Source organism: Streptomyces caelestis, from assembly GCF_014205255.1.
Classification (GTDB): Bacteria; Actinomycetota; Actinomycetes; order Streptomycetales; family Streptomycetaceae; genus Streptomyces; species Streptomyces caelestis.
In genome coordinates this window covers 3,612,703-3,635,117 of sequence record NZ_JACHNE010000001.1, presented here as the reverse complement: position 1 = coordinate 3,635,117, position 22,415 = coordinate 3,612,703, and the positions used below count along the sequence as shown (strand labels likewise).

20 protein-coding genes and 2 pseudogenes are annotated in these 22,415 nt (G+C 71.1%); 9 read left to right on the top strand and 13 right to left on the bottom strand.

The annotated features are described in order from the left end of the window. Positions 1 to 38 precede the first annotated feature (38 nt). Entirely contained in the window at positions 39 to 683 is a 645-nt protein-coding gene (locus HDA41_RS16370; protein WP_184984664.1) for a MerR family transcriptional regulator, read from the bottom strand. Positions 684 to 813: 130 nt separating this feature from the next. On the opposite strand from HDA41_RS16370, the gene HDA41_RS16365 reads away from it, so the two are divergent. From HDA41_RS16365 to HDA41_RS16350, 4 genes are all read left to right on the top strand, one after another. Beyond that, positions 814 to 2,346 (top strand): flavin-containing monooxygenase, encoded by a 1,533-nt coding sequence (locus tag HDA41_RS16365; protein ID WP_184984662.1) that lies wholly within the window; start codon positions 814 to 816, stop codon positions 2,344 to 2,346. Beyond that, positions 2,343 to 3,266 carry an alpha/beta fold hydrolase gene (locus HDA41_RS16360; RefSeq protein WP_184984660.1) on the top strand — a complete coding sequence of 308 codons (924 nt, stop codon included), beginning with the start codon at positions 2,343 to 2,345 and terminating at the stop codon, positions 3,264 to 3,266. The genes HDA41_RS16365 and HDA41_RS16360 overlap by 4 nt, the downstream gene beginning before the upstream one ends. Next, complete coding sequence (locus HDA41_RS16355) at positions 3,263 to 4,147, top strand: SDR family oxidoreductase (protein ID WP_184984658.1); 885 nt, start codon at positions 3,263 to 3,265, stop codon at positions 4,145 to 4,147. Before HDA41_RS16360 ends, HDA41_RS16355 begins: the two co-directional genes overlap by 4 nt. Before the next feature lie 76 nt (positions 4,148 to 4,223). Then, a complete protein-coding gene (locus tag HDA41_RS16350; RefSeq protein WP_184984657.1) occupies positions 4,224 to 4,445 on the top strand; it encodes a hypothetical protein in 222 nt (73 codons plus the stop codon). A gap of 65 nt (positions 4,446 to 4,510) precedes the next feature. Here the strand turns inward: HDA41_RS16350 and HDA41_RS16345 are convergent, their stop codons facing one another. After that, a complete protein-coding gene (locus HDA41_RS16345) occupies positions 4,511 to 7,876 on the bottom strand; it encodes a S41 family peptidase (RefSeq protein WP_184984655.1) in 3,366 nt (1,121 codons plus the stop codon). A 164-nt stretch (positions 7,877 to 8,040) separates the two neighbouring features. Here HDA41_RS16345 and HDA41_RS16340 point away from each other — a divergent pair, with 164 nt between their 5' ends. From HDA41_RS16340 to HDA41_RS16325, 4 genes and pseudogenes are all read left to right on the top strand, one after another. After that, the gene (locus HDA41_RS16340; RefSeq protein WP_184984653.1) at positions 8,041 to 8,640 is read left to right on the top strand and encodes a TetR/AcrR family transcriptional regulator; all 600 of its coding nucleotides are present in this window, start codon (positions 8,041 to 8,043) and stop codon (positions 8,638 to 8,640) included. Positions 8,641 to 8,741: 101 nt separating this feature from the next. Next, positions 8,742 to 10,958 (top strand): MMPL family transporter, encoded by a 2,217-nt coding sequence (locus HDA41_RS16335; RefSeq protein WP_184984651.1) that lies wholly within the window; start codon positions 8,742 to 8,744, stop codon positions 10,956 to 10,958. A gap of 167 nt (positions 10,959 to 11,125) precedes the next feature. Further along, a pseudogene (locus tag HDA41_RS16330) lies at positions 11,126 to 11,449 on the top strand (hypothetical protein); the annotation flags it as partial. Between the two features lie 38 nt (positions 11,450 to 11,487). Next, positions 11,488 to 11,763, top strand: a complete 276-nt coding sequence (locus HDA41_RS16325; protein WP_059416018.1) for a DUF1876 domain-containing protein — start codon at positions 11,488 to 11,490, stop codon at positions 11,761 to 11,763. 16 nt (positions 11,764 to 11,779) lie between these two features. Here the strand turns inward: HDA41_RS16325 and HDA41_RS16320 are convergent, their stop codons facing one another. From HDA41_RS16320 to HDA41_RS16295, 6 genes are all read right to left on the bottom strand, one after another. Next, the gene (locus tag HDA41_RS16320; RefSeq protein ID WP_184984649.1) at positions 11,780 to 12,943 is read right to left on the bottom strand and encodes a serine hydrolase domain-containing protein; all 1,164 of its coding nucleotides are present in this window, start codon (positions 12,941 to 12,943) and stop codon (positions 11,780 to 11,782) included. Between the two features lie 42 nt (positions 12,944 to 12,985). After that, the gene (locus HDA41_RS16315; RefSeq protein WP_184984647.1) at positions 12,986 to 13,432 is read right to left on the bottom strand and encodes an organic hydroperoxide resistance protein; all 447 of its coding nucleotides are present in this window, start codon (positions 13,430 to 13,432) and stop codon (positions 12,986 to 12,988) included. A 112-nt stretch (positions 13,433 to 13,544) separates the two neighbouring features. Beyond that, the gene (locus HDA41_RS16310; protein ID WP_184984645.1) at positions 13,545 to 14,006 is read right to left on the bottom strand and encodes a MarR family winged helix-turn-helix transcriptional regulator; all 462 of its coding nucleotides are present in this window, start codon (positions 14,004 to 14,006) and stop codon (positions 13,545 to 13,547) included. A gap of 30 nt (positions 14,007 to 14,036) precedes the next feature. Further along, complete coding sequence (locus HDA41_RS16305) at positions 14,037 to 14,813, bottom strand: energy-coupling factor ABC transporter ATP-binding protein (RefSeq protein WP_184984643.1); 777 nt, start codon at positions 14,811 to 14,813, stop codon at positions 14,037 to 14,039. After that, positions 14,801 to 15,562 (bottom strand): cobalt ECF transporter T component CbiQ, encoded by a 762-nt coding sequence (cbiQ, locus tag HDA41_RS16300; RefSeq protein WP_184984642.1) that lies wholly within the window; start codon positions 15,560 to 15,562, stop codon positions 14,801 to 14,803. Before cbiQ ends, HDA41_RS16305 begins: the two co-directional genes overlap by 13 nt. Before the next feature lies 1 nt (position 15,563). Then, positions 15,564 to 16,655, bottom strand: coding sequence for an energy-coupling factor ABC transporter permease (locus tag HDA41_RS16295; RefSeq protein ID WP_184984640.1), 1,092 nt, complete (start codon positions 16,653 to 16,655; stop codon positions 15,564 to 15,566). Between the two features lie 169 nt (positions 16,656 to 16,824). Between HDA41_RS16295 and HDA41_RS16290 the strand changes: the two genes are divergently transcribed. Further along, positions 16,825 to 17,190 carry an SsgA family sporulation/cell division regulator gene (locus tag HDA41_RS16290; RefSeq protein WP_184984638.1) on the top strand — a complete coding sequence of 122 codons (366 nt, stop codon included), beginning with the start codon at positions 16,825 to 16,827 and terminating at the stop codon, positions 17,188 to 17,190. Between the two features lie 16 nt (positions 17,191 to 17,206). On the opposite strand, the gene HDA41_RS16285 is transcribed toward HDA41_RS16290, so the two are convergent. The 5 genes and pseudogenes from HDA41_RS16285 to HDA41_RS16265 form a co-directional block, all read right to left on the bottom strand. Beyond that, the gene (locus tag HDA41_RS16285) at positions 17,207 to 18,880 is read right to left on the bottom strand and encodes a penicillin-binding transpeptidase domain-containing protein (protein WP_184984636.1); all 1,674 of its coding nucleotides are present in this window, start codon (positions 18,878 to 18,880) and stop codon (positions 17,207 to 17,209) included. Positions 18,881 to 18,976: 96 nt separating this feature from the next. Further along, positions 18,977 to 20,611, bottom strand: a complete 1,635-nt coding sequence (locus HDA41_RS16280; protein ID WP_184984635.1) for a penicillin-binding transpeptidase domain-containing protein — start codon at positions 20,609 to 20,611, stop codon at positions 18,977 to 18,979. A 161-nt stretch (positions 20,612 to 20,772) separates the two neighbouring features. Further along, a complete protein-coding gene (locus tag HDA41_RS16275) occupies positions 20,773 to 20,958 on the bottom strand; it encodes a hypothetical protein (RefSeq protein ID WP_184984633.1) in 186 nt (61 codons plus the stop codon). 196 nt (positions 20,959 to 21,154) lie between these two features. Further along, positions 21,155 to 21,841, bottom strand: coding sequence for a maleylpyruvate isomerase N-terminal domain-containing protein (locus tag HDA41_RS16270; protein ID WP_184984631.1), 687 nt, complete (start codon positions 21,839 to 21,841; stop codon positions 21,155 to 21,157). Further along, positions 21,838 to 22,363, bottom strand: a pseudogene (locus tag HDA41_RS16265) (M15 family metallopeptidase). The gene HDA41_RS16270 and the pseudogene HDA41_RS16265 overlap by 4 nt, the downstream one beginning before the upstream one ends. Positions 22,364 to 22,415: the final 52 nt, after the last annotated feature.

The window sequence follows — 22,415 nt, the reverse complement described above, 5'->3', positions numbered from 1 at the left end:
GGCGCGTCGGAGAGGGCGCCAGGCGCTTGGCTCGGACGTCAGCCGTTCCGAGGCATCCTGCGGTCCATCGCCAGGGACAGCTCCGCCTCCACCACGCTCCGGGCCAGCGGGCGCAGGCGGGGCAGGTCGGACTCGGAGGCGTGGCGCAGGACCAGGCCGGTGAAGAGTTCGGCGAGGGCGTCGGCGTGGGTGCGGACCTGCCTGGCAGCGTTGAGGACCTCCGCGAGGGGGATGCCCTCGCGGACCAGGGCCGAGGAGACGTCCAGAAGGCGGCGGCTGATGTGGACGATCTCGTCGCCGTCGGTGCCGAGATAACCGAGCTCCATCGCGGCGGCGAGGTTCTCGGGGGTGGCCTCGCCCGCGAAGTGGTCGGCGAGTTCCTCGGGGGTGAGGTGGACCGGCTCCTCCTCGGTGGGGGCGCCGACGCCGAGCAGGTCGCCGACGTCCCGGCCGTGGTCGAAGGCCTCCGCCAGATCCGCGATACCGCTGAGGGTGTGGCCGCGTTCCAGCAGGGCCGTGATCGTGCGCAGCCGGTTCAGGTGGTGGTCGTCGTACCAGGCGATGCGGCCTTCGCGGCGCGGTGGCGGGATCAGCTTGCGCTCGCGGTAGAAGCGCAGGGTGCGCACCGTGATCCCGGCCAGGCGGGCCAGCTCTTCCATGCGGTATTCACGCTTCTCGGCCACCTGGGCACCTTAAGGCGTACCGAGGGTAACTTTCTTCGACCGCCCCCTACCCATCAGTACGCCACTGCCCTACTCTCCCATTGCGCCAGTGTTCACTGGCACGGTTCTCGTGGTGTGTGGAGGTGTCGGCATGGGCGAACGCGAACACGAACGCGAGCATGTGCGGGTCGCGGTGGTCGGGTCCGGGTTCGGCGGGCTGGGGGCCGCCGTGCGGCTGCGTCGCGAGGGCGTCACCGACTTCGTCGTCCTGGAGCGGGCGAGCAGTGTCGGCGGGACCTGGCGGGACAACAGCTACCCGGGGTGCGCGTGTGACGTGCCGTCGCATCTGTACTCGTTCTCCTTCGCGCCCAACCCCGACTGGCCGCGCGCCTTCTCGGGGCAGGAGCACATCCGCGCCTACCTGGAGCACGTGACGGACACGTTCCGGCTGCGGCCGCACATCCGCTTCGACTCGGAGGTGAAGCGGATGACGTGGAGCGCCGAGCGGCTGTGCTGGGACATCGAGACCAGCAGCGGGAGTCTGTCGGCGGATGTCGTGGTGTCCGCCACCGGGCCGCTGTCCGATCCGAAGGTGCCGGACATCCCGGGGCTGGACTCCTTCCCGGGCAAGGTCTTCCACTCGGCCCGCTGGGACCACGACTACGACCTGCGCGGCAAGCGCGTCGCGATGGTGGGGACCGGGGCCTCGGCCATCCAGATCGTGCCGGCCGTCCAGCCCGACGTGTCGCGGCTCACGCTCTTCCAGCGCACGCCGCCGTGGGTGATGCCCCGCATCGACCGGGCCATCAGCGACGCCGAGCGGTGGCTCCACCGGCAGCTGCCCGTCACCTCGCAGCTGCGGCGCGGACTGCTGTGGGGCATCCGGGAGTTGCAGGTCCAGGCGTTCACCAAGCGCCCGAACGAACTCGGCTTCGTCGAGCGGCTGGCCAAGCGCAACATGGCCCGTGCCATCAAGGACCCGGCCCTGCGGGCGAAGCTCACCCCGGCCTACCGCATCGGCTGCAAGCGGATCCTGCTGTCCAGCGAGTACTACCCGGCGCTCGCACAACCCAATGTCGACGTCGTCGCGAGCGGGCTGGCCGAGGTCCGCGGATCGACCCTCGTCGCCGCCGACGGCAGCGAGGCCGAGGTGGACGCGATCGTCTTCGGCACCGGGTTCCACGTCACCGACATGCCCATCGCCGAGCGGGTCGTGGGCGCCGACGGACGGACCCTCGCCGAGACCTGGAAGGGCGGCATGGAGGCCCTGCGCGGCGCCTCGGCCGCCGGCTTCCCCAACTGGATGACGATCATCGGGCCCAACACCGGCCTCGGGAACTCCTCGATGATCCTCATGATCGAGTCCCAGCTGAACTACCTGGCCGACTTCGTCCGCCAACTCGACGTCCTCGGCGGCCGGGTCGCCCTCGACGCCCGGCCGAGCGCCGTACGCGTCTGGAACCACCGGGTGCAGGAGCGCATGAAGCGGACCGTGTGGAACACCGGCGGCTGCACCAGCTGGTACCTCGACGCGAGCGGCCGCAACACCACCATCTGGCCCGGTACGACAGCCGAGTTCCGGCGGGCGACGCGACGGGTGCACCTCGCGGAGTACGACGTCCTGCGGACCCCGGCGGCGAAGACCGAGAGGGCTGCCGAGCAGAAGGCCGGGGTGGACGCGTGAGCCGCCTCCTGTCCGTCGACTCCGGCCCCTACGCCCCGCCCGCCCCCGCGCGCGAACTGACCGCCGTATCGGCTGACGGCGCCCGGCTGCACGTAGAGATCCACGGGCCCGAGGCCGCGCCCGCCGTCGTCCTCGCCCACGGCTGGACCTGCTCCACCGCCTTCTGGGCGGCCCAGATGCGCGACCTGGCCGCAGACCACCGGGTCATCGCCTACGACCAGCGCGGCCACGGACGCAGCCCCGCGAACCCCGCGTGCACCACCGACGCCCTGGCCGACGACCTTCAAGCCGTACTCGAAGCCACCCTCGCGCCCGGCGAACAGGCCGTGATCGCCGGGCACTCCCTGGGCGGCATGACCGTCAAGGCGGCCTCCGGGAGAACCGTCTTCCGCGAGCACGCCGCCGCCGTCCTGCTGTGCAGCACCGGCAGTTCGCGGCTGGTCGCGGCCTCCACCGTCGTCCCCCTGCGGCCCGGGCGGCTGCGCACCTGGCTGACCCGGCGGATCCTCGGCTCGCGGGCGCCGCTCGGGCCGGTCACGCCCCTGGCCCGCCGGATCCTCAAGTACGGGACGATGGGCCCGGGTTCGGCCCCGCACATGGTCGAGGCCTGCGCCCGCATCGTGCACGCCTGCCCCCGCGAGGTCCGTTACTCCTGGTCGCACGTGCTGGACCTGCTCGACCTCGACCACGGCGTGCGGGAGCTGGACGTGCCCACGGCCGTGGTCGTCGGCACGGCGGACCGGCTGACGCCGCCGGTGCAGGCCCGGGCCCTGGCCGAAGCGCTGCCGCACTGCACCGGGCTGACCGAGCTGCCCGGCATCGGCCACATGACGCCGGTCGAGGCGCCCGAGCTGGTCACCGGGAAGATACGCGAACTCGTCCACACACACATCCAGGTCGTATCCGAGGAGAGCGCATGAGCAGGGTGAGCCTGGAGGGGAAGGTCGCCGTGGTGACCGGGGCGGCGCGCGGCGTCGGGGAGTTGCTGGCCCGCAAGCTCTCCGCGCGTGGCGTGAAGATCGCGCTGGTCGGGCTCGAACCGGACGCGCTCAAGGAGGTCTCCGGCCGGCTGCACAGCGACAGCGACCACTGGCACGCCGACGTCACCGACCACGAGGCGATGGCCCGGGTCGCGCGGGAGGTCGAGGAGCGCTTCGGCCGGGTCGACATCGTCGTCGCCAACGCCGGTGTCGCCACGGGCGGTCCGTTCGCCGACTCCGATCCGGAGTCCTGGCGGCGGGTGATCGAGGTGAACCTGGTCGGCTCGGCGGTGACGGCCCGCGCCTTCCTGCCGATGCTGCTGCAGAGCCGGGGTTATCTGCTTCAGATCGCGTCCCTCGCCGCGATCACCCCGGCGCCGATGATGACCGCGTACTGCGCGTCCAAGTCCGGTGTGGAGGCGTACGCGCACAGCCTGCGCGCCGAGGTCGGCTACCGGGGCGTGAAGGTCGGCGTCGGGTATCTGTCGTGGACCGACACCGACATGGTGCGCGGGGCCGACCAGGACGACGTCATGCGGGAGTTGAGGCAGCGGCTGCCCTGGCCGTCCAACAAGACGTATCCGCTGGGCCCGGCGGTGGACCGGCTCGTGGCCGGGATCGAGCGGCGCTCCGGTCACGTCTACGGGCAGTGGTGGCTGCGCGGCATGCAGGGCGTGCGGGGATATCTGCCCGGGGTCATCGGGACGGTGGGCCAGCGGGAGATGCGGCGGTTCGCGGACCGGCTGACTGGCGTGCGCACGGGCCTCGTCGGGGCGGGTGGAGCGGCCGATGAACAGCAGCGAACTACGTTCCGTAAGTGATCGACATGCGGAGCGTGATGGCTCATGTGAATCTGGTCGAGCCAGATCCCCTCACCCCCAACGGGAGTGAACCCACATGGGTATGAAGGACCAGTTCCAGGAGAAGTCCGAGCAGTGGCAGAACCAGGCCCGGCAGAAGGCGGACCAGGCCCGCGAGCAGATGCAGGGCCGTGGCCGCCGGCGCGACGAGGACATGGACCCCTCGCAGCCGCAGCCGCAGCGCGACCGCGACCGTGACCGCGAGCGCGAGCGCGAGCGCGAGCAGGAGGACCGCTTCGACCAGGACTACGACGCCTGACGTTGCGTGCTGAAGGGAAGGGGTGCTCCGCGCGGGGGCGCCCCTTCCTCACGTCCTGGGCCTTCTCACGTCCTGGGCGGCAGCTTCGGACGGGAGCGGTCCGGTACGTCGCTGTAGGTCGGCGGTTTCGCCGGCGGGTTGGTCTCCAGCAGCCCGAGCGCCAGCTCCACCGCGTCGGTCAGCTGGGCGTGCCGCCCCTCGGCCCAGTCCAGCGGGGTGCGCAGGACGTCGATGTCGGGGGCGACGCCCTTGTTCTCCACCGACCAGCCGTAGGCGTCGAACCAGGCCGCGTTCATCGGCACCGTGATCACCGTGCCGTCCCCCAGCTCGTGGCGGCCGGTCATGCCGACCACACCGCCCCAGGTGCGCTGCCCCACCACCGGGCCCAGCTTCAGCAGCTTGAACGCGGCGGTGATCATGTCGCCGTCGGAGGAGGTCGCCTCGTCCGCCAGGGCCACCACCGGGCCCCGCGGCGCGTTCGAGGTGTACGACACGGGCTGGGCGTCGCGGGTCAGGTCCCAGCCCAGGATCGTGCGGCTCAGCGTCTCGATGACCAGCTCGCTGATGTGGCCGCCGGCGTTGCCGCGCACGTCCACGATCAGCGCGGGCCGGGACACCTCCATGCGCAGATCGCGGTTGAACTGCGCCCAGCCCGAACCGCCCATGTCCGGGATGTGCAGATAGCCGCACCGTCCGCCGCTCAACTGCCGTACCACCGCCCGGCGTTTGGCCACCCAGTCCTGGTAGCGCAACGGCCGCTCGTCGACGAGCGGGACGACGGCGACCCGCCGGGGCGGGCCCGCGCCCTCCGCCGGGGAGAAGGTCAGCTCCACCGTCGTACCGCCCGCGCCCGCCAGCAGCGGATACGGGCCCGCGTCCGGATCCACCGGGCGGCCGTCGACGTGGGTCAGGACCGCCCCCTCGCGGATGCCCGTGCCGGCCAGCGGGGAACGGGCCTTGGAGTCGGAGGAGTCGCCGGGCAGGATCCGCTTGACCATCCAGCCGCCGTCCCGGCGTACGAAGTTGGCGCCCAGCAGGCCCTGCCGGCGCTGGTAGTGCGGCGGGCCCTCGTTGCGCCGGGCGGAAGCGACGTACGCGTGGGACGTGCCCAGCTCGCCCAGCACCTCGCGCAGCAGGTCGGCGAACTCGTCCGGGGTGGCGACCCGTTCGACCAGCGGACGGTACTGGCCCAGCACGCCGTCCCAGTCGATGCCGCACATGCCCGGCGCCCAGAAGTACGCCCGGATCAACCGCCCGGCCTCCTCGTACGCCTGCCGCCACTGAGCCGCCGGGTCGACCACGTGCAGGATGCGGCGCGCGTCGATCCACACCGTCGTGTCGGCGTCGCCGGGCTCGGTCGCGGGCACGGCACGCAGCTCGCCCTCGTCGACGATCACCAGCCGTGTGCCGTCGCCGCTGACCGCGAAGAAGTCAAGGTGCACGGCGAGTTCGGACTTCTTGGCCTTGGTGATGCCGAAGTGCTCCAGGGTCGGCCGGCCGCTGGTGTCGTCCGGGTTCGCGAACGTCTCGCCCAGCGCACCCGAGATCGGCCAGCGCAGCCACACCAGCCCGCCGCCCGCCACCGGGTGCAGCGCCGAGTACTTGGAGGCGGCCACCGGGAAGGGCGTGACCCGGCTCTCCAGCCCCTCGACCTCGACGGTCACGGCGCCGCTCTCCCCGTTCTCGTCGTCCTCCACCGGGTCCAGGCCCCCGGCGGCGGGGCGGCCCTCCGGGCTCAGCGCGAACGGGGAGGGCGTCGCGGAGGACAGCGGGACGAGATACGGGCGGCAGCCCAGCGGGAAGGACAGGTCGCCGGTGTGCACGTCGTACACCGGGTCGAAGCCGCGCCAGGAGAGGAAGGCGAGGTAGCGGCCGTCGCTCGTGAAGACCGGGTTCTCGTCCTCGAAACGGCCGTTGGTGACGTCGACGACGAACCTGTCCCCTTCTGCCGTTCCGGCGAGTCGGGCCATCTTGATCTGCCGGAGGGTCCGCCCGATGCCCGGGTGCGACCAGGTCAGCCACGCCCCGTCCGGGGAGAACGCGAGGTCGCGCACGGGGCCGTTGATCGACCGGATCAACTCGGTGACCACGCGGCCGGAATCGGCCGGGGCGCTGCTCGGCGTATCGCTGCCCGCCGGATCGCCGCTCGCCGTGTTCTCGCCCTCCGGGCCATCGTCCTCCCCGCCGCCGTCCTCCCCGCCACCGTCCTCCGCTCCTCCGTCCTCCGGGACATCGACGAGCAGCAGTCGCCCATCGTGTGAGGCGACCGCCAGTCGTTCGCCCTCCGGGTCCGACACCAGCTCGCGGATTCGGCCCAGTTCGCCCGAGGCCAGCCGTCGTGGCTCGCGGTCGCCGCTCGCCCGGGGCAGGGAGGCGATCTCGATCGCGTCCTCGCCCTCCGCGTCCGTCACATACGCCACCCGCCCGCTCGCGCCGAGCATCTCCGGCATCCGCACCCGGACGCCCGGGGTGTCGGTGAGGGTGCGGGCCGGCCCGTCCCGGTGGGTGAGCCAGTACAGGCTGCCGCGTACGACGACCGCGCCGGCCCGCCCGGTCTCGTCGACCGAGATGCCGTCGACGTGCTGGGCGGCCGCCACCTGGTACGGGCGCCGCCCCGCGCGCGGCCCGCTCAGGCGTACGTCCAGACGGCGCGGCTCGGAGTCCGGTGACAGGTCGTCGACCAGCCACAGGTCGCCCGCGCACTGGTACACCACCCGCGTGCCGTCACTGGAGGCGTGCCGGGCGTAGAAGGCGTCGTGGTCGGTGTGCCGGCGCAGGTCGGAGCCGTCGTAGGCGCACGAGTAGAGGTTGCCGACGCCCTCGTGGTCGGAGAGGAAGGCGATCCGGCCGCCGACGAACATGGGGGAGTGCAGATGGCCGCCGAGACCGGCCAGCAGCCGTTCGCCGTGCAGCCACAGCCTGCCCGTGGCGCCGCCGCGGTAGCGCTTCCACGCGGCCGGTTCGTGCGGCGGCGTGCCGGTGAGAAGGAGGGTCCTGCGCTCCCCGTCCAGATCGGCGACCTGGATGTCGGCGACCGGGCCCCAGGGCAGCTTGCGCCCCGGGTCGCCGTCGAGGGAGACCTTGTAGGCCCAGGTGAAGTACGAGAAGGGCTCGCCGTGCGAGGCGACGGCCAGGATCTCGCCGTCCGGGGTCCAGCCGCAGACCCGGGTGTCGGCGCTGCCCCAGTGACTCACCTGCCGGCCCGGGCCGCCGTCCACCGGGATGAGATGGACCTCGGGGACCAGGCTGCGCCAGCTCGTGTACGCGAGGTGGCGGCCGTCGGGCGAGAAGCGGGGGTGGCCCACCTTCGTGCGGTCGACGGTGAGCCGCCAGGCGCGGCCGGGGCCGTCGACCGGGGCGAGCCAGAGGTCGTCCTCGGCCACGAAGCTCAGCAGGTCGTCATGGAGATGCGGCAGGCGCAGATAACTCACCTCCCCATGCTTTGCCCGAGGGCGAACCGGAGCAAGTTGTGACAAACCGGTGGGCGTGCCGCCTCGTGACCCGGGACACGTACGAAACGGTTTCGTTTCCATGGAGACTGCGCTACATTCGTGACGTACGAAACCGTGTCGTTCGGAGCAGGAAGGTGAGCGAGATGGCTGAGGTCGCCACCGCGCGTCGCAGTCGGATCACCCCCGAGCGTGAGGCCGAGCTGTACGCGGCCGTGCTCGACCTGCTCCGCGAGGTCGGCTACGACGCCCTCACCATGGACGCCGTGGCCGCCCGCACCCGGTCCAGCAAGGCGACGCTCTACCGCCAGTGGGGCGGCAAGCCGGAGCTGGTGGCGAAGGCGATCCGGCACAACAAGCCGGGCAACATCGCCGACGTCGACACGGGATCCCTGCGGGGCGACCTGCACGCCCTCTCCACGCGTGAGGACGACTGCACCATGCAGCAGAACGCCGCGCTGATGCGGGGTCTGTTCATGGCGGTGCACGGCAACCCGGACCTCCTCCAGGCGTTCAAGGAACTGCTCATCGAGCCGGAGATGGAGGAGTTCCACCGGGTGGTGCAGAGGGCCGTCGACCGCGGCGAGGTCCAGGCCGGCCGCCCGGCGCTGGACTACATCGTGCACATGCTCGTCGGCGCGTTCGCCACGCGCACGCTGATCGACGACGAGCCGCCCACGCAGGAGTTCATCCTCTCGTACATCGACGCCGTGGTCCTCCCCGCCCTCGGCGTTCCCGTCACCTGACGGTTCCCCTGAGTTAGCCCTCCACCTGACGTCACCGCTCACGTCGTCGGGCTGATCACCCCTGCCCAGACCCTCCACGACCTGACCGGGAGTACGCCCTCGTGGCCACATTCCTCTACAAACTCGGCCGGATCTCGTTCCGGCGGCGGCATGTCGTCGCCCTGATATGGGTGGCCCTGCTGACCCTCGCCGGTGCCGGCGCGGCCAGCGCCCCCGCGGCGGGCAACAGCTCGTTCTCCATCCCCGGCACCGAGGCCCAGAAGGCCTTCGACCTGCTGGAACAGCGCTTCCCCGGCGCGAGCGCCGACGGAGCCACCGCACGGGTCGTCTTCAAGGCGCCGAGCGGCGAGAAGATGACCGACCCCGGCAACAAGGCGACCGTCCAGGAGACCGTCAAGGAACTCGCCGACGGCTCCGAGGTCGTCCGCGTCACCGACCCCTACCAGGCGAAGGCCGTCAGCAAGGACGGCTCGATCGCCTACGCGCAGGTGTCGTACAAGGTCTCCGGCATGGAGCTGGAGGACTCCTCCCGCGACGCCCTGGAAGACTCCGCGCAGGACGCGCGGAAGGCCGGGCTGACCGTCGAGGTCGGCGGTGACGCGCTCCAGACGGTCCCGCACACCGGCACCAGCGAGATCATCGGCATCGCGGTCGCCGCGGTCGTCCTCGTCATCACCTTCGGCTCGCTGGTCGCGGCCGGTCTGCCGCTGCTGACGGCGCTCATCGGCGTGGGCATCGGCGTCTCCTCGATCACGGCGCTGGCCGACGCGCTGGACCTGGGCTCGACGACCTCCACCCTCGCGATGATGATCGGCCTCGCGGTCGGCATCGACTACGCGCTGTTCATCGTCTCCCGCTACCGGGCCGAACTCGCCGAGGGCCGTGACCGCGAGGACGCGGCGGGCCGGGCCGTCGGCACGGCGGGCTCCGCGGTGGTCTTCGCGGGCCTCACGGTCGTGATCGCCCTGGTGGGCCTGTCCGTCGTCAACATCCCGATGCTGACCAAGATGGGCATCGCGGCGGCGGGCACGGTGGCCATCGCGGTGCTGATCGCCCTGACCATGATCCCGGCGCTGCTCGGGTACGCGGGCCGGAGGGTGAAGCCGGCGGGGGAGAAGGGCAAGCTGCCCGGCCGGGCCAGGAAGCAGCAGGAGCAGGACAAGCCGGCGAAGCCGAACCTGGGCACGCGCTGGGCGAGCTTCGTCGTCCGCCGCCCGATCGCTGTCCTGCTGCTCGGCGTCATCGGCCTCGGCGCGGCGGCCGTCCCCGCGGCGAGCCTGGAACTGGGCCTGCCGGACGACGGCTCCCAGCCCACGTCCACCACGCAGCGCCGCGCCTACGACCTCCTCTCCGAGGGCTTCGGGCCGGGCTCCAACGGCCCGCTGATGGTCGTGGTCGACGCGAAGGACAGCGACGACCCGAAGTCGGCCTTCACGGCGGTCGGCGACGAGATCAAGAGCCTCGACGATGTCGTCACCGTGACGCCGCCTGCGCCCAACAAGGCCGGTGACACGGCGACGATCACCGTCATCCCGGACTCCAAGCCGTCGTCGGTCGCGACCGAGGACCTGGTCCACTCCATCCGCGACAAGGGCGCCGGCATCAAGGCCGACTCGGACGCGAACGTGCTGGTCACCGGTCAGACGGCGATGAACATCGACGTCAGCGAGAAACTCAACGACGCGCTGATCCCCTATCTGGTCCTGGTGGTCGGCCTGGCCTTCCTCCTCCTGATCGTGGTGTTCCGCTCGATCCTGGTCCCCCTGAAGGCGGCCCTCGGCTTCCTCCTGTCGGTGATGGCGGCCCTCGGCGCGGTGGTCGCGGTCTTCCAGTGGGGCTGGCTGGCGGATCTGATGGGCGTCGAGCAGACCGGCCCGGTCATGTCGATGATGCCGATCTTCATGGTGGGCGTGGTCTTCGGCCTGGCCATGGACTACGAGGTCTTCCTGGTGACCCGGATGCGGGAGGCCTACGTCCACGGCGAGAAGGCCGGCCAGGCGGTCGTGACGGGCTTCAAGCACGGCGCCCGGGTGGTGACGGCCGCGGCGGTCATCATGATGGCGGTCTTCGCCGGCTTCATCGGCTCGTCCGAGTCCATGGTCAAGATGATCGGCTTCGGCCTCGCGATCGCCGTCTTCTTCGACGCGTTCGTCGTCCGCATGGCCATCGTCCCGGCCGTCCTGGCCCTCCTCGGCCGCAAGGCCTGGTGGCTGCCCAGGTGGCTGGACCGGGCGCTGCCCAACGTCGACATCGAGGGCGAGGCGCTGCGCTCACAGTCCGACCGAGAGGACAAGGCCCGGGCACTGGCCCGCACCTGACGCCCGGACACCTCTGCATCTCTGAGGAGACGGCCGGTGAGGGCTCCGGGGAGACGGGGCGCCTCACCGGCCTTTCCTCATGCGGGGGAGTGGAAGACGTTCCTCTCGGTGACGTCGCCCAGGACACGGGCGGCGGCACGAAAGTCATGGTCGTCTACCAGGGGGTCGTGCTCCCCGCCTACGCCGTGAGCCGCTGGCGGAGGGGGACGGCCGCCGTTCTGCGGCCGTTCGCCGTGATCGGGTTCATCGGGTCCGCCCTCTCCGTCGCCGCCTACGCCCTCGTCCTGTGGGCCCGGACCAAGGCCGAACTCGCGCCCATCGCCGCCCTGCGCGAATCGTCGATCATCCTGGGCGCGGCGATCGGGGCCGTCTTCTTCAAGGAGCGGTTCGGGGTGCCGAGGGTCGCGGCGGCCGGGCTGCTCGTCGCCGGGATCGGGCTGATGCTGCACACCGGACAGCCGGGGTCAGGCGGGTGCGCATCCCCCTCGTGAGGAGCACCCTGGAACTAAGTGTTCCGGAGGTGATCGTCATGATGCACACCACAGTGGGATGGCACGTCGAGATGGAGTTCCGGGAGGACGATCAGCACACCCAGGCGGTGGCGCTGGTCCGGTTGCCCGATGGCACCGAGGTACGGGCGCACGGGCACGCGAGCCGGCACCGGACCGACGTCAATCAGCCCAGAGTCGGGGAGGAGATCGCCGGCGCCCGGGCGCTCAACGAGCTCGCCATGCGACTGCTGACCAAGGCCCACGACGAGATCGACCAGGCGTCCGGGCGGACCTCCCACCCGATTCACGTCTAGAGACGTCCAGAGACCTCTACAGTCCCAGCGCTCCCCGCACCGCCCGCACCAGCCCCTGCGCCCGCGGATCCGCCGTCACCGTCTTGCGGAAGCCGTTGGTGACGTAGCCGAACGCGATCCCGGTGTCCGGGTCGGCGAAGCCGAGGGCGCCGCCGCGGCCCGGGTGACCGAAGGAGCCCGGCGTGAGGAAGGGGGAGGCGCTGCCGTGCAGCATGTAGCCGAGGCCGAAGCGGGTGCCGACCACCAGGACGCGGTCGGGGCCCGCCGACTCCTCGGCCCGGGCCAGTTCGACCGTCTCCGGTGTGAACAGGCGTGCGGCGCCGGCGGTGTCGCCGATCAACGTCGCGTAGAAGCGGGCCAGTCCGTCCGCCGTCGCGATGGCGTTGGTCGCGGGGAGGGCTGCCGCGCGGTAGGCCGGGTCGTTCTGGTCCGGGAACGGGGTGATCGCCGCGAAGGCCCGGCGGGTCAGGGAGGCCGGGTCCTCGTAGGCCTCGGTGACCGAGCGCTTCGGGCGGGCCCGCAGGCCGCCGGCCGGCGCGGGGCCCTCGACGCGGCCCACGCGTCCGACCCGGCCGGCTTGCGCGTCCGGCAGACCCAGCCAGAGGTCCATGCCCAGCGGCCCGGCGATCTGCGACGCGAGCCATGCGCCGGTGCCCTGCCCGGTCACGCGTCGCACCAGTTCGTCCAAGAGCCAGCCGTAGGTGAGCGCGTGGTAGCCGTGGTCGGTGCCGGGTTCCCAGGCGGGCGCCTGGGCGGCGACCGCCTCCGGGCCCCGGAGCGGGTCGAGGGCCTGCTCAGGGGTGAGGGGCTGGTCGAGGACGGGGAGACCGGCCCGGTGGTTCAGGACGTGCCGTACCAGCACCCGCTCCTTGCCCTGCGCCTTGAACTCCGGCCAGTAGTGGCCCACCGGCGCGTCCAGGTCCAGCTGCCCGCGCTGGTGCAGCAGCAGGAGCACGGCGGCGGCGACGCCCTTCGTCGCCGAGCGCACGACCTGGGCGGTGCCGCGCTCCCAGGGGTCCGTGCCGTCGACGTCCTTCGTGCCGGCCCACAGGTCGACGACCCGCTGCCCGTCCCGGTAGACGGTGACCGCCGCGCCCCGCTCCCCGAGCGCGGCGAAGTTCCGTACGAACGCGTCCCTGACCGGCTCGAAGCCCTCGGCCACTGTGCCGTGCACGTCCACGCCCGTCTCCTCGTCTCGCTGCGGTGCTCCCCTTGCTCCCCTCTAGCCAAGCAGGATGGTCACGTCGATGTTCCCGCGGGTCGCGTTCGAGTACGGACACACCTCGTGGGCCGCGTCCACCAGCTTGGTCGCGAGGTCGGGGTCGAGGACGGGGAGCGAGACGCTCAGGGCGACCGCGAGGCCGTAGCCGTGCTGCTTGTTGGGGCCGATGCCGACCTTGGCGGAGACCGTCGAACCGGTCAGGTCGTAGCCCTCGCGGTTGCCGACCAGGATCAGCGCGTTGTGGAAGCAGGAGCTGTAACCGGCCGCGAGGAGCTGTTCCGGGTTGGTGCCGTTGCCGTCGCCGCCGAGCTGCGGGGGCATCGCGACCTTGAGGTCGAGCCGGCCGTCCTGGCTGGTGACATAGCCCTCCCGGCCGCCGTGGGCGGTGGCCTCGGCCACGTACATGATCTTCGTCGGGCGGGTGTCGACGGCGGGGCCGTCAGTCATCCTGTCCTCCCCCGGGAAACAAGTGCGCGCAAACACATCGTGCACAAGGTACTGACCAGTAACCCGCCTGTCGCCACCAGGGGGTGGCAACCGCGGGTAACCCCTTCGCGGATCAGCGAGCGCGCTCCGCCGCCGCCCCGGCGCTCTCCGCCAGCCGCCACAGCTCCTCGCGGAGTCGCGCGACCTCCGTGCCGTCGAGCCCCGTCGCCGACAGCAGCGCGCCGGGCACGCTCGCCGCCCGCTCCCGGAGTTCCTCCCCGCGTCCGGTCACCGCCACGAGCACCGACCGCTCGTCGCGCGCCGACCGCTCACGCCGTACGAGACCCGCCGCCTCCAGCCGCTTCAGCAGCGGCGACACCGTGCCGTAGTCGAGTCGCAGCGCGGCCGCCAGCTCCTTGACCGTGGTCTGCCCGCGCTCCCAGAGGACCAGCAGGACGAGGTACTGCGGATAGGTGAGGCCGAGTTCGTCGAGGAGCGGGCGGTACGCCGCCGTCACCGCGCGCTGGGCGGCGTACAGCGCGAAGCACAGCTGCCCGTCCAGCAGCAGCGAGCTCTCGGTCTCCTCGTTCGTCACGCGCTCATTGTCTTCGTCACGCGCCGATTGTCACGGACGTGCCGGAACCGCCGGCACCGAACGCGGATCGAAACCGAACGGCAGCTCCAGCCGGTGGGCGCGCATCAGCACCTCGTCGGAGAGCAGTTCGCCGGTCGGACCGTCCGCCGCGATCACGCCCTCGCTGAGAACCAGGGAGCGCGGGCACAGCTCCAGGGCGTACGGCAGGTCGTGCGTGACCATCAGCACCGTCACGTCGAGGGAGCGCAGGATGTCGGCCAGTTCGCGGCGGGAGGCGGGGTCGAGGTTGGAGGAGGGCTCGTCGAGGACGAGGATCTCCGGTTCCATCGCGAGCACGGTCGCCACGGCCACCCGACGGCGCTGGCCGAAGGAGAGGTGGTGCGGCGGGCGGTCCTTGAACTCCGCCATGCCGACCCGCTCCAGCGCCCGGTCCACGCGCTGCTCCAGCTCCGGCCCCTTGAGCCCGGCCGCGGCGGGCCCGAACGCCACGTCCTCCCGGACGGTCGGCATGAAGAGCTGGTCGTCCGGGTCCTGGAAGACGATGCCGACCCGGCGCCGGATCTCCGCCATGTGCTGCCTGCCGACGGGCAGCCCGGCCACCTTCACCGTGCCGGTGCCGCCGGTCAGGATGCCGTTGAGGTGGAGCACGAGGGTCGTTTTGCCGGCGCCGTTCGGCCCGAGCAGCGCGACCCGCTCGCCGCGCGCGACGGAGAAGTCGACGCCGAAGAGGGCCTGGTGCCCGTCGGGGTAGGCGAAGGCCAGGCCTGCCACTTCGAGTGAGGGGGTCGCATCAGTCACAGGGTCCATCCCAGCAGACAGACGACGAGGGCGGCACAGGGGAGGGTCAGGGCGTGCGTCCACTGCGCCCGGGACGCGGTCACCTCGTCGATGACCGGCATGGAGCCGGTGTACCCGCGGCTGACCATGGCCAGGTGCACGCGCTCGCCGCGCTCGTAGGAGCGGATGAACAGGGCGCCCGCGGACTTGGCCAGGACGCCCCAGTGCCGGACGCCCTTCGCCTCGAAGCCGCGTGACTCGCGGGCGATCCGCATGCGCCGCATCTCGTCCGTGATGACGTCGCCGTAGCGGATCATGAAGGACGCGATCTGCACGAGGAGCGGCGGGAGCCTGAGCCGCTGGAGGCCGAGGAGGAGTTCGCGCAGCTCGGTGGTGGCGGCCAGCAACACCGAGGCCGCGACACCGAGGGTGCCTTTCGCCAGCACGTTCCAGGCGCCCCACAGTCCGTTGACGCTCAGGGACAGCCCGAGGACGTCGACCCGCTCGCCCTCCGCCACGAACGGCATCAGCACCGCGAACGCGACGAACGGCACCTCGATCAGCAGCCGCCTCAGCAGGAACCCGGCGGGCACCCGCGCCACGTACGCGACGCCCGCCAGCAGCACGGCGTACAGCCCGAACGCCCACATCGCCTCCCGCGGTGTCGACACCACGACCACCACGAAGGCGAAGACGGCGGCGAGCTTGGTGTGCGGCGGCAGGCCGTGCACGGGCGAGTGCCCGTGCCGGTAGAGCTTGTGCGCGTGCCCTGCTCCCATGTCAGACGCTCGTCGTGCTTGTGGTGCTCGTCGCGTCCGTCGTGTCCGTCGTGTCCGACGGGGACGTGTCGTCCGAGCGGCGACGGCGTACCGCCCAGAAGACCGCGCTGCCCGCCACGACCGTGACCCCCACGCCGATGACGCCGGCCAGCCCCCCGGACAGGCGGGCGTCGTCGACGTCCTTGACGCCGTAGTCGGCGAGCGGGGAGTCGGCGACCGCGTGCTCCTCGGCCTGCTTGTCGATGCCGTGGTCGGTGGCGACCTTCTCCAGGCCGTCGGGGTCGGCGGAGGCGTAGAAGCTGACGAACCCGGCCAGGACCAGGGAGGCGACCAGGCCGGCGGCCCACACCTTGCGGTGCGAGGTCCGGGCGGCCATGGGGGCCGGCTCCGGCTCGGCGCCGGGGGCGTCGACCAGTTCGCCGTTCACCCGCAGCTTGAGCTTCTGCGTGAGGCCGCGCGCCCCGTACACCAGGTCAGGGCGTACGGCGATGACCGAGCCGACGGTCAGCGCGGTGATCACGGCCTCACCGATGCCGATGAGGAGGTGCACGCCGACCATGGCGGTGGCGACCTTGCCGATCGACACGTCGGTGGTGCCGCCGATCGCGTACATCAGCGTGAAGGCCAGGGCGGCGGCCGGGACGGAGACCAGGGCGGCGACGAAGGAGGCCACGGTGACCGACCGGCGGGTGCGGGGCAGCACCTTCACCAGGCCGCGGAAGAGGGCGTAGGCGACGACGGTGGTGACGATCGCCATGTTGGTGATGTTCACGCCGAGCGCGGTCAGGCCGCCGTCCGCGAAGAGGATGCCCTGCATGAGCAGGACGACGGAGACGCACAGGATCCCCGTGTAGGGGCCGACGAGTATCGCGGCGAGCGCACCGCCGAGCAGATGGCCGCTGGTCCCCGCCGCGACGGGGAAGTTCAGCATCTGCACCGCGAAGATGAACGCCGCGACCAGCCCGGCCAGCGGTGCCGTCCGCTCGTCGAGTTCCCGGCGCGCGCCGCGCAGGCTCACGGCGATGGCGCCCGCGGCGATCACACCGGTGGCGGCGGCGGTGGGCGCGTTGATGAATCCGTCAGGTACATGCACCGTTCGATGATGTGGCTTGATGCGAACGATGTGCAAGAGCGTGACGCTCGTTTTATCTCATCCGTGATAGGTCCGGCCTCCGGGGGCGCAATCCGGAAAATATGCGACATTGGAGGGGGGGTGGACGCACAGTTTCCCCACAGACAGCGCACGGTGAAGGGGCCGTCGGATGTCCGTAGTCGAGCAGTACGCGCGAGCCCATATCGTCACGGATGCGGCCCTCCCGCTGGACGCGGAGCAGGAAGCGGTTCCGGTCAGGCTGCGGTATGACCCCGAGCGGGACCCGGGCACCGTACGGATCGGGCTGCCCGGGGCCGGGGCACGCGAATGGATGTTCGACCGCCGGCTGCTGGAGGAGGGACTGCGGGCCCCCACGGGCAGCGGTGAGGTGCGGGTGTGGCCGTGTGGCCGGGTGCAGGCCGTCGTGGAGTTCCACTCCGCGCAGGGAGTGTCGGTGGTGCAGTTCGAGCGGCAGGCGCTGCTGCGCTTCCTGCGGCGGACGTACACGGCCGCCGCGGAACCGGTCACTCACTGAGCTTCGAGCTCGCGGCTCAGCCGCCCATCTTCAGCAGCGCCGCCACGATCGGCCCGGCCGTCTCGCCGCCGTGGCCGCCCTGCTGGACCACGCCCGCGGCCGCCAGATCACCCCGGTAGGCGGTGAACCAGCCGTTCGGCTTCTTCTGGCCGTCGACCTCGGCGGACCCGGTCTTCGCGCCGGCGTCGCCGCTCACCCCGGCCATCGCCTCCGCGGCCGTTCCGTAGTCGGCCGTGTACGACATCAGCTCACGCAGCTGGGACAGCGTGCCCGCCGGCATCGTGCGCGAGGCCGTCGCGAGCTTGCGGCCGTCCACGTCCGGGGAGACCAGGTACGGCTGGTGGAAGGTGCCGGACTTGACGGTCGCCGACACCGACGCCATGTTCAGCGGGTTCATCCGGACCCCGCCCTGCCCGATCAGCGAGGCGCCCATCTGGGCCGCCGACTGCACCGGCACCGCGCCGTCGAAGGACGGCACGCCGATCGCCCAGTTGTTCAGCCCCAGGCCGAAGACCTGCTGGGCCTGCTTGGTCAGGTCGTCGTCCTTGAGCTTGGGCGCCTGGCTGATGAAGGCCGTGTTGCAGGAGCGGGCGAAACTCGCCTTGAACGTGCCGTCCTTGATCTCGAATTTCTTGTCGTTCTGGAACTTCCAGTGCCCGTACGTGAAGTACTTCGGGCACGGGTGCTTCTTGTCCGCCGAGGCCAGGCCCTTCTCGATCAGCAGCGACGAGGTGATGACCTTCATCGTGGAGCCGGGGGCCAGGGAGCCCTGGAAGGCGGTGTTGAAGCCGGGCGAGGCGTTGGCGGCGGCCAGGATCTCGCCGGTGGAGGCCCGCACCACGGCCACCGACGACCGGGCCTTCTTCGCGACCTGCTTCTCGGCCGCCGCCTGGAGGGCCGGGTCCAGCGTGGTCTTCACCGTGCCGGGCGTGCCCTGGCTCAGCTCCAGCAGGGTCTTGTCGGACAGGTCGTCCGACTTGGCCGACTTCCCGCGCACGACCCGGAGCTCGATGCCGGCCTTGCCGCCGGCCTGCTTGCCGTACTTCTCGCGCAGCCCGTCCAGGACCGGCCCGAGCGAGGCGTACTTCTTCGTGGTCAGTTCGCCGCCGTCCCGGTCGAGCGCCTTGACCGGGGGCGTGCCCGCCTCGCCGGTGACCAGCTTGTCACCGTCCTTCAGGTCGGGGTGGACGACCGCCGACTGCCAGTCGACCAGCGGCTTCCCGTCGCTCGTGCGGCGGGCGACGGTCAGCGTGCTGTCGTACGCCAGCGGCTTCTCGGTGTCCTTGTACGACACCGTGGCCTTGACGGAGAACGGCACCTTGTCGCCCGTGGGCGTGCCCGGGGTGAGGGTGACGTCCTTGATGCGGGCGTCCTTGGTGTAGCCGGTGAGCAGGGACTTCGCCGCGGCCGAGTCGTCGGTGGCCGCGGCGGCCTCGGTGACCTTCCCCGACTGCCAGGCGGTGAGGAAGGCCTTGGCGGTGGTGGTGACCTCGGTCGCCGACAGGGGCCCGGTCTTCACCTCGGGCTTCTGGCCGGCGGAGGCCGTCCGGCTGCCGTCGTCGGCCGAGGCGCCGCCGCCGTACAGCGCGTAGGCGCCGAACCCGGCACCGCCGACGACCACGGCGATCAGCCCGCCGATCACGGCGGGCCTCGTCTTCCCTCGCTCGGCGACGCGCCTTCTGTTGCCCACAGCTGTTCGTTCCTCCACGAATCCCCAGGGTCCCCGTTGCCCTCGGCTGTCCCAACGACGGCCACCACCCTAGAGTCCCGTCCCGCGCGGGTGAGATCAGCCGCCTGTTCGTAGCACGGCTGCGACAATCGGCCCGGCCGCGTCGCCGCCGTGGCCGCCCTCCTCGGTCATGGCCGCCGCCGCGACGTCGTCACGGAACCCGGTGAACCAGCTGTTGGACTTGGCGTTCCCGTCGACCTCGGCGGAACCGGTCTTGGCGCCGATGTCGCCGCCGAGTCCGGCCATGGCCTGCTGGGCGGTGCCCTGGGTGGCGGTGAGCCGCATCATCTGCTTCAGCTGGGCGGCGGTGCTCGCCTTCAGGCCCTGGGCCTGGGCCAGCTGCCGGTCGTCCAGCTTCGGCGAGACGAGATAGGGCTGGCGGAAGGCGCCGGTGATCGCGGTCGCGGTCACCGAGGCCATGTTCAGCGGGCTCATCTGCACCTGGCCCTGGCCGATGGCACCGGCCGCCCGGTCCGGGCCGCTGACCGCGGGGACACTGCCGTCGAAGGAGACGATGCCGGTCTTCCAGTTGTCCTGCCCGAGCCCGAAGCGCTGTTCGGCCTCCTGGGTCAGCGAGGCGTCCGTGAGCGGCTTCTCGTCGATGAGCTTGATGAAGGCGGTGTTGCAGGACCGCATGAAGCTGTTGGCGAGGGTGGCGTTCTCGTTGGGCTGCATGTCGGTGAGGTTCTCGAACTTCTGGCCCTGCCACACGGCGCTGGGCGGGCAGGGTGCCGGGCCGTTCATCGAGGTCACGCCGTTGTCGATGAGCATCGCGGCGGTGATGATCTTCATTGTGGAGCCGGGCGCCGCCTGGCCCTCGAAGGCCGCGTTGAAGCCGTCCGTACGGTTGTTCGCCACGGCCAGCACCTCACCGGTGCTCGGCTTGACGGCCACCACCGACGACTGGGCGAACCGCTTGACCGCCTTCTCGGCCGCCGCCTGCGCGCTGGGGCTGATCGTGGTCGTGAGCTTGCCGGGCTTGCCCTTGGCGAGGGTGAGCAGCGGAGTGTCGGGGGCGTTCCCGGCGGTGTGCCGGACGGCCAGCTCGATGCCGGGGGTGCCGCCGGCCTCCTTGCCGTACTTGGCGCGCAGGGCGTCCAGGACCGGGCCGAGGGAGGGGTACTTCTCCTTCGTCAGCTCGGAGCCGTCGCGGCCGACCGCCTCGATGGGCGGGCTGGCCGACAGCTCCGTGACGAGCGTGTCGTCCTTCTTCAACTCGGGGTGCACCACGGACGGCTGCCAGTCCACCAGCGGCCGTCCGGTGGTGAGGCCGCGCACGACCTTCAGCTTGCCGCTGTAGCTCAGCGGCTTGGACTTCCCGCCGTAGGTCACCTTCGCCTTCACCCTGTACGGCACGGTGGTGCCGCTCGCCGCGCCGGGCGTGATCTTCACGTCGGTGATGTGCGCGTCGTCGCCGAAGGCGGTGAGCAGCGCCTCGGCGGCTGCGTCGTTGTTCGTGTACGACGCCGCCTTCGCGGCCTCGCCCTTCTCCCAGGCCGCGAAGAACTCGGCCGTGGTCTCCTTGACCTCGTCCTTGCCGGGCGGCCCCGACTTCTTCTCCGCGGCCACCCCGCTCGTGCCGCCCCCGTCACCGTTCAGCGCGCTCACGATGTTGAAGACGCCGTACCCGGCCCCGCCCACCATCACCGCGAACACGCCGCCTATGACGGCGGTCTTGACCCCCTTGCCCATTGGGCGGTCCCCTCCCCGTTGAGCCTCACACGCTCCTTTGAACGCGTTCAGAAAGCTCGATCCTGGGAGCACTCTATGGGGAAGCGGTTACCAAGGGGACGGGCATTTCGATTTTTGACCGAACGTGGGCCAGGCCCGGACACCGTGCTGGGACTCCTCGTCTAGTCGTCCCCGCCGCGCCGGGAGCGGGAACTCCCGTCCGCACTGCGGGCCAGTTCGCTGCCGAGCAGCGTCACCTTGGCCACACCACGTGCCCAGCGCGGGGCGTCGCCCCGGGCCGCCCAGAAGACGCAGACGCAGCCGCCGATGAGCAGCAGGACGACGACCGACAGTATGAGCACGAGCATGCTCGCCCCCCGTTTCGTGTGATGATCCGCGCCATCCTCTCAGCTGGACCCAGGTGTCCAGCCACATGAGTGGCTATCCGCCGAGGGCTTCACCAGGCGACTCATGTCAGCATGTGCCCCGCGACCGTCGTCCAGCGGTCTCGCGGACCACGGTCCTCCGGGTCCGGCGCCCTGTAGATCCGCTCCAAAGACGTTCTCACCCCAGCGCGAGCCACCGGATGCCCAGGCGGTCGACGTCAAGCGCTTCTTCCTTTGTCATCGGCTCACGCCCGGTCGCCTTGCGTAGGAAGCGAAGCTGCCCCCAACTCAGCTTCTTCTGCAGTGCCAACACGCCATCCGGGTCGAGCAGAAGATCCTGTACCAAGTCTGCGGCCAGGGAGGTCAGCCATGGCTCGCGTCCCAAGGCGTCGGCAAGGTCCAGGCCGTGCAGGGCGACCTCGACCACCCGCGTCAGCAGGAACTCCGACAGGAGCATCGGATCGCCATGCCTGGTGCGAACCACACGCCCTTCCGGCTCAGCCCGGCATAGTCGGTCCACACGCTGCCACGTGGCTTTGAAGTCCTCGACGAGCGCGGTGCCACTCAGTTGCTCGGCCGCATGAGCCTGGGCGAGAGCGATGCGAGCCGCGTTGGTTTCCGGAGCGAAACGGTCGTCGGGCCGGTAGTACTCCGCTGCCGAGACCTCGGCGCGGGTCGGCGCCGGTGCGGTCAGCATGTCGGGAAGCCAGGCGATCACCACCCGAACATGCGCCAGCAAGTCGCCGACTTTCCACGGTTCACACCGCGTCGGCAGACGCCACTCAGCCTCCGCTACCTCAGTCATCGCCCGCGAGAGTTGCCCGGCTTCGAGACGAAACGCTTCGACTACCCGATCCCGGTTCATACCGAATCCAGATCCTTGGGCCCGTAGCAGGCGGCATCCGCTCCTGTCGTCAAGGCCCAATAACGGTCTCCGTATGACCAGTGCCACCACTCTGTGGGGTAGTTGACCAGGCCGGCAGCGCCAAGCGCCGTGCCCAGGACGTCTCGATTGGAGCGGGCCTGATGGCTGATGTTGTCGGCCTGCGTGTAACAGGCGCCCGCGCTCTCCTCAGGAGTCGCGTTCATGCGGGTGCCCATGTCGAGTTCACGGCCGTCGGCGTCTGCGAGCGTCAGGTCAACGGCTGCGCCGGCACTGTGGGGTGCGATCTCAGGCGGGGACACGTAGCGGCTGGCTGCCGAGCGGACCTGCTCAACGGACCTGCACTCCTTGCCGCAGGTGGGCGAAGGCACCCGCGGGGTCCTGCCGCTTTCGCTCATCGACCAGCAAAGATTTGTCCCGTCGCACATCGACGAGCCGTTCACCACACTCCTGAACAGGCACGGCTGCGACTCTCGCGTCGGACATCAAGACGATCTCAGTCATGACGCGATCATCTCGTGAAACAAGACGAGGATGGCCCGGCGCGGGCGTCGGG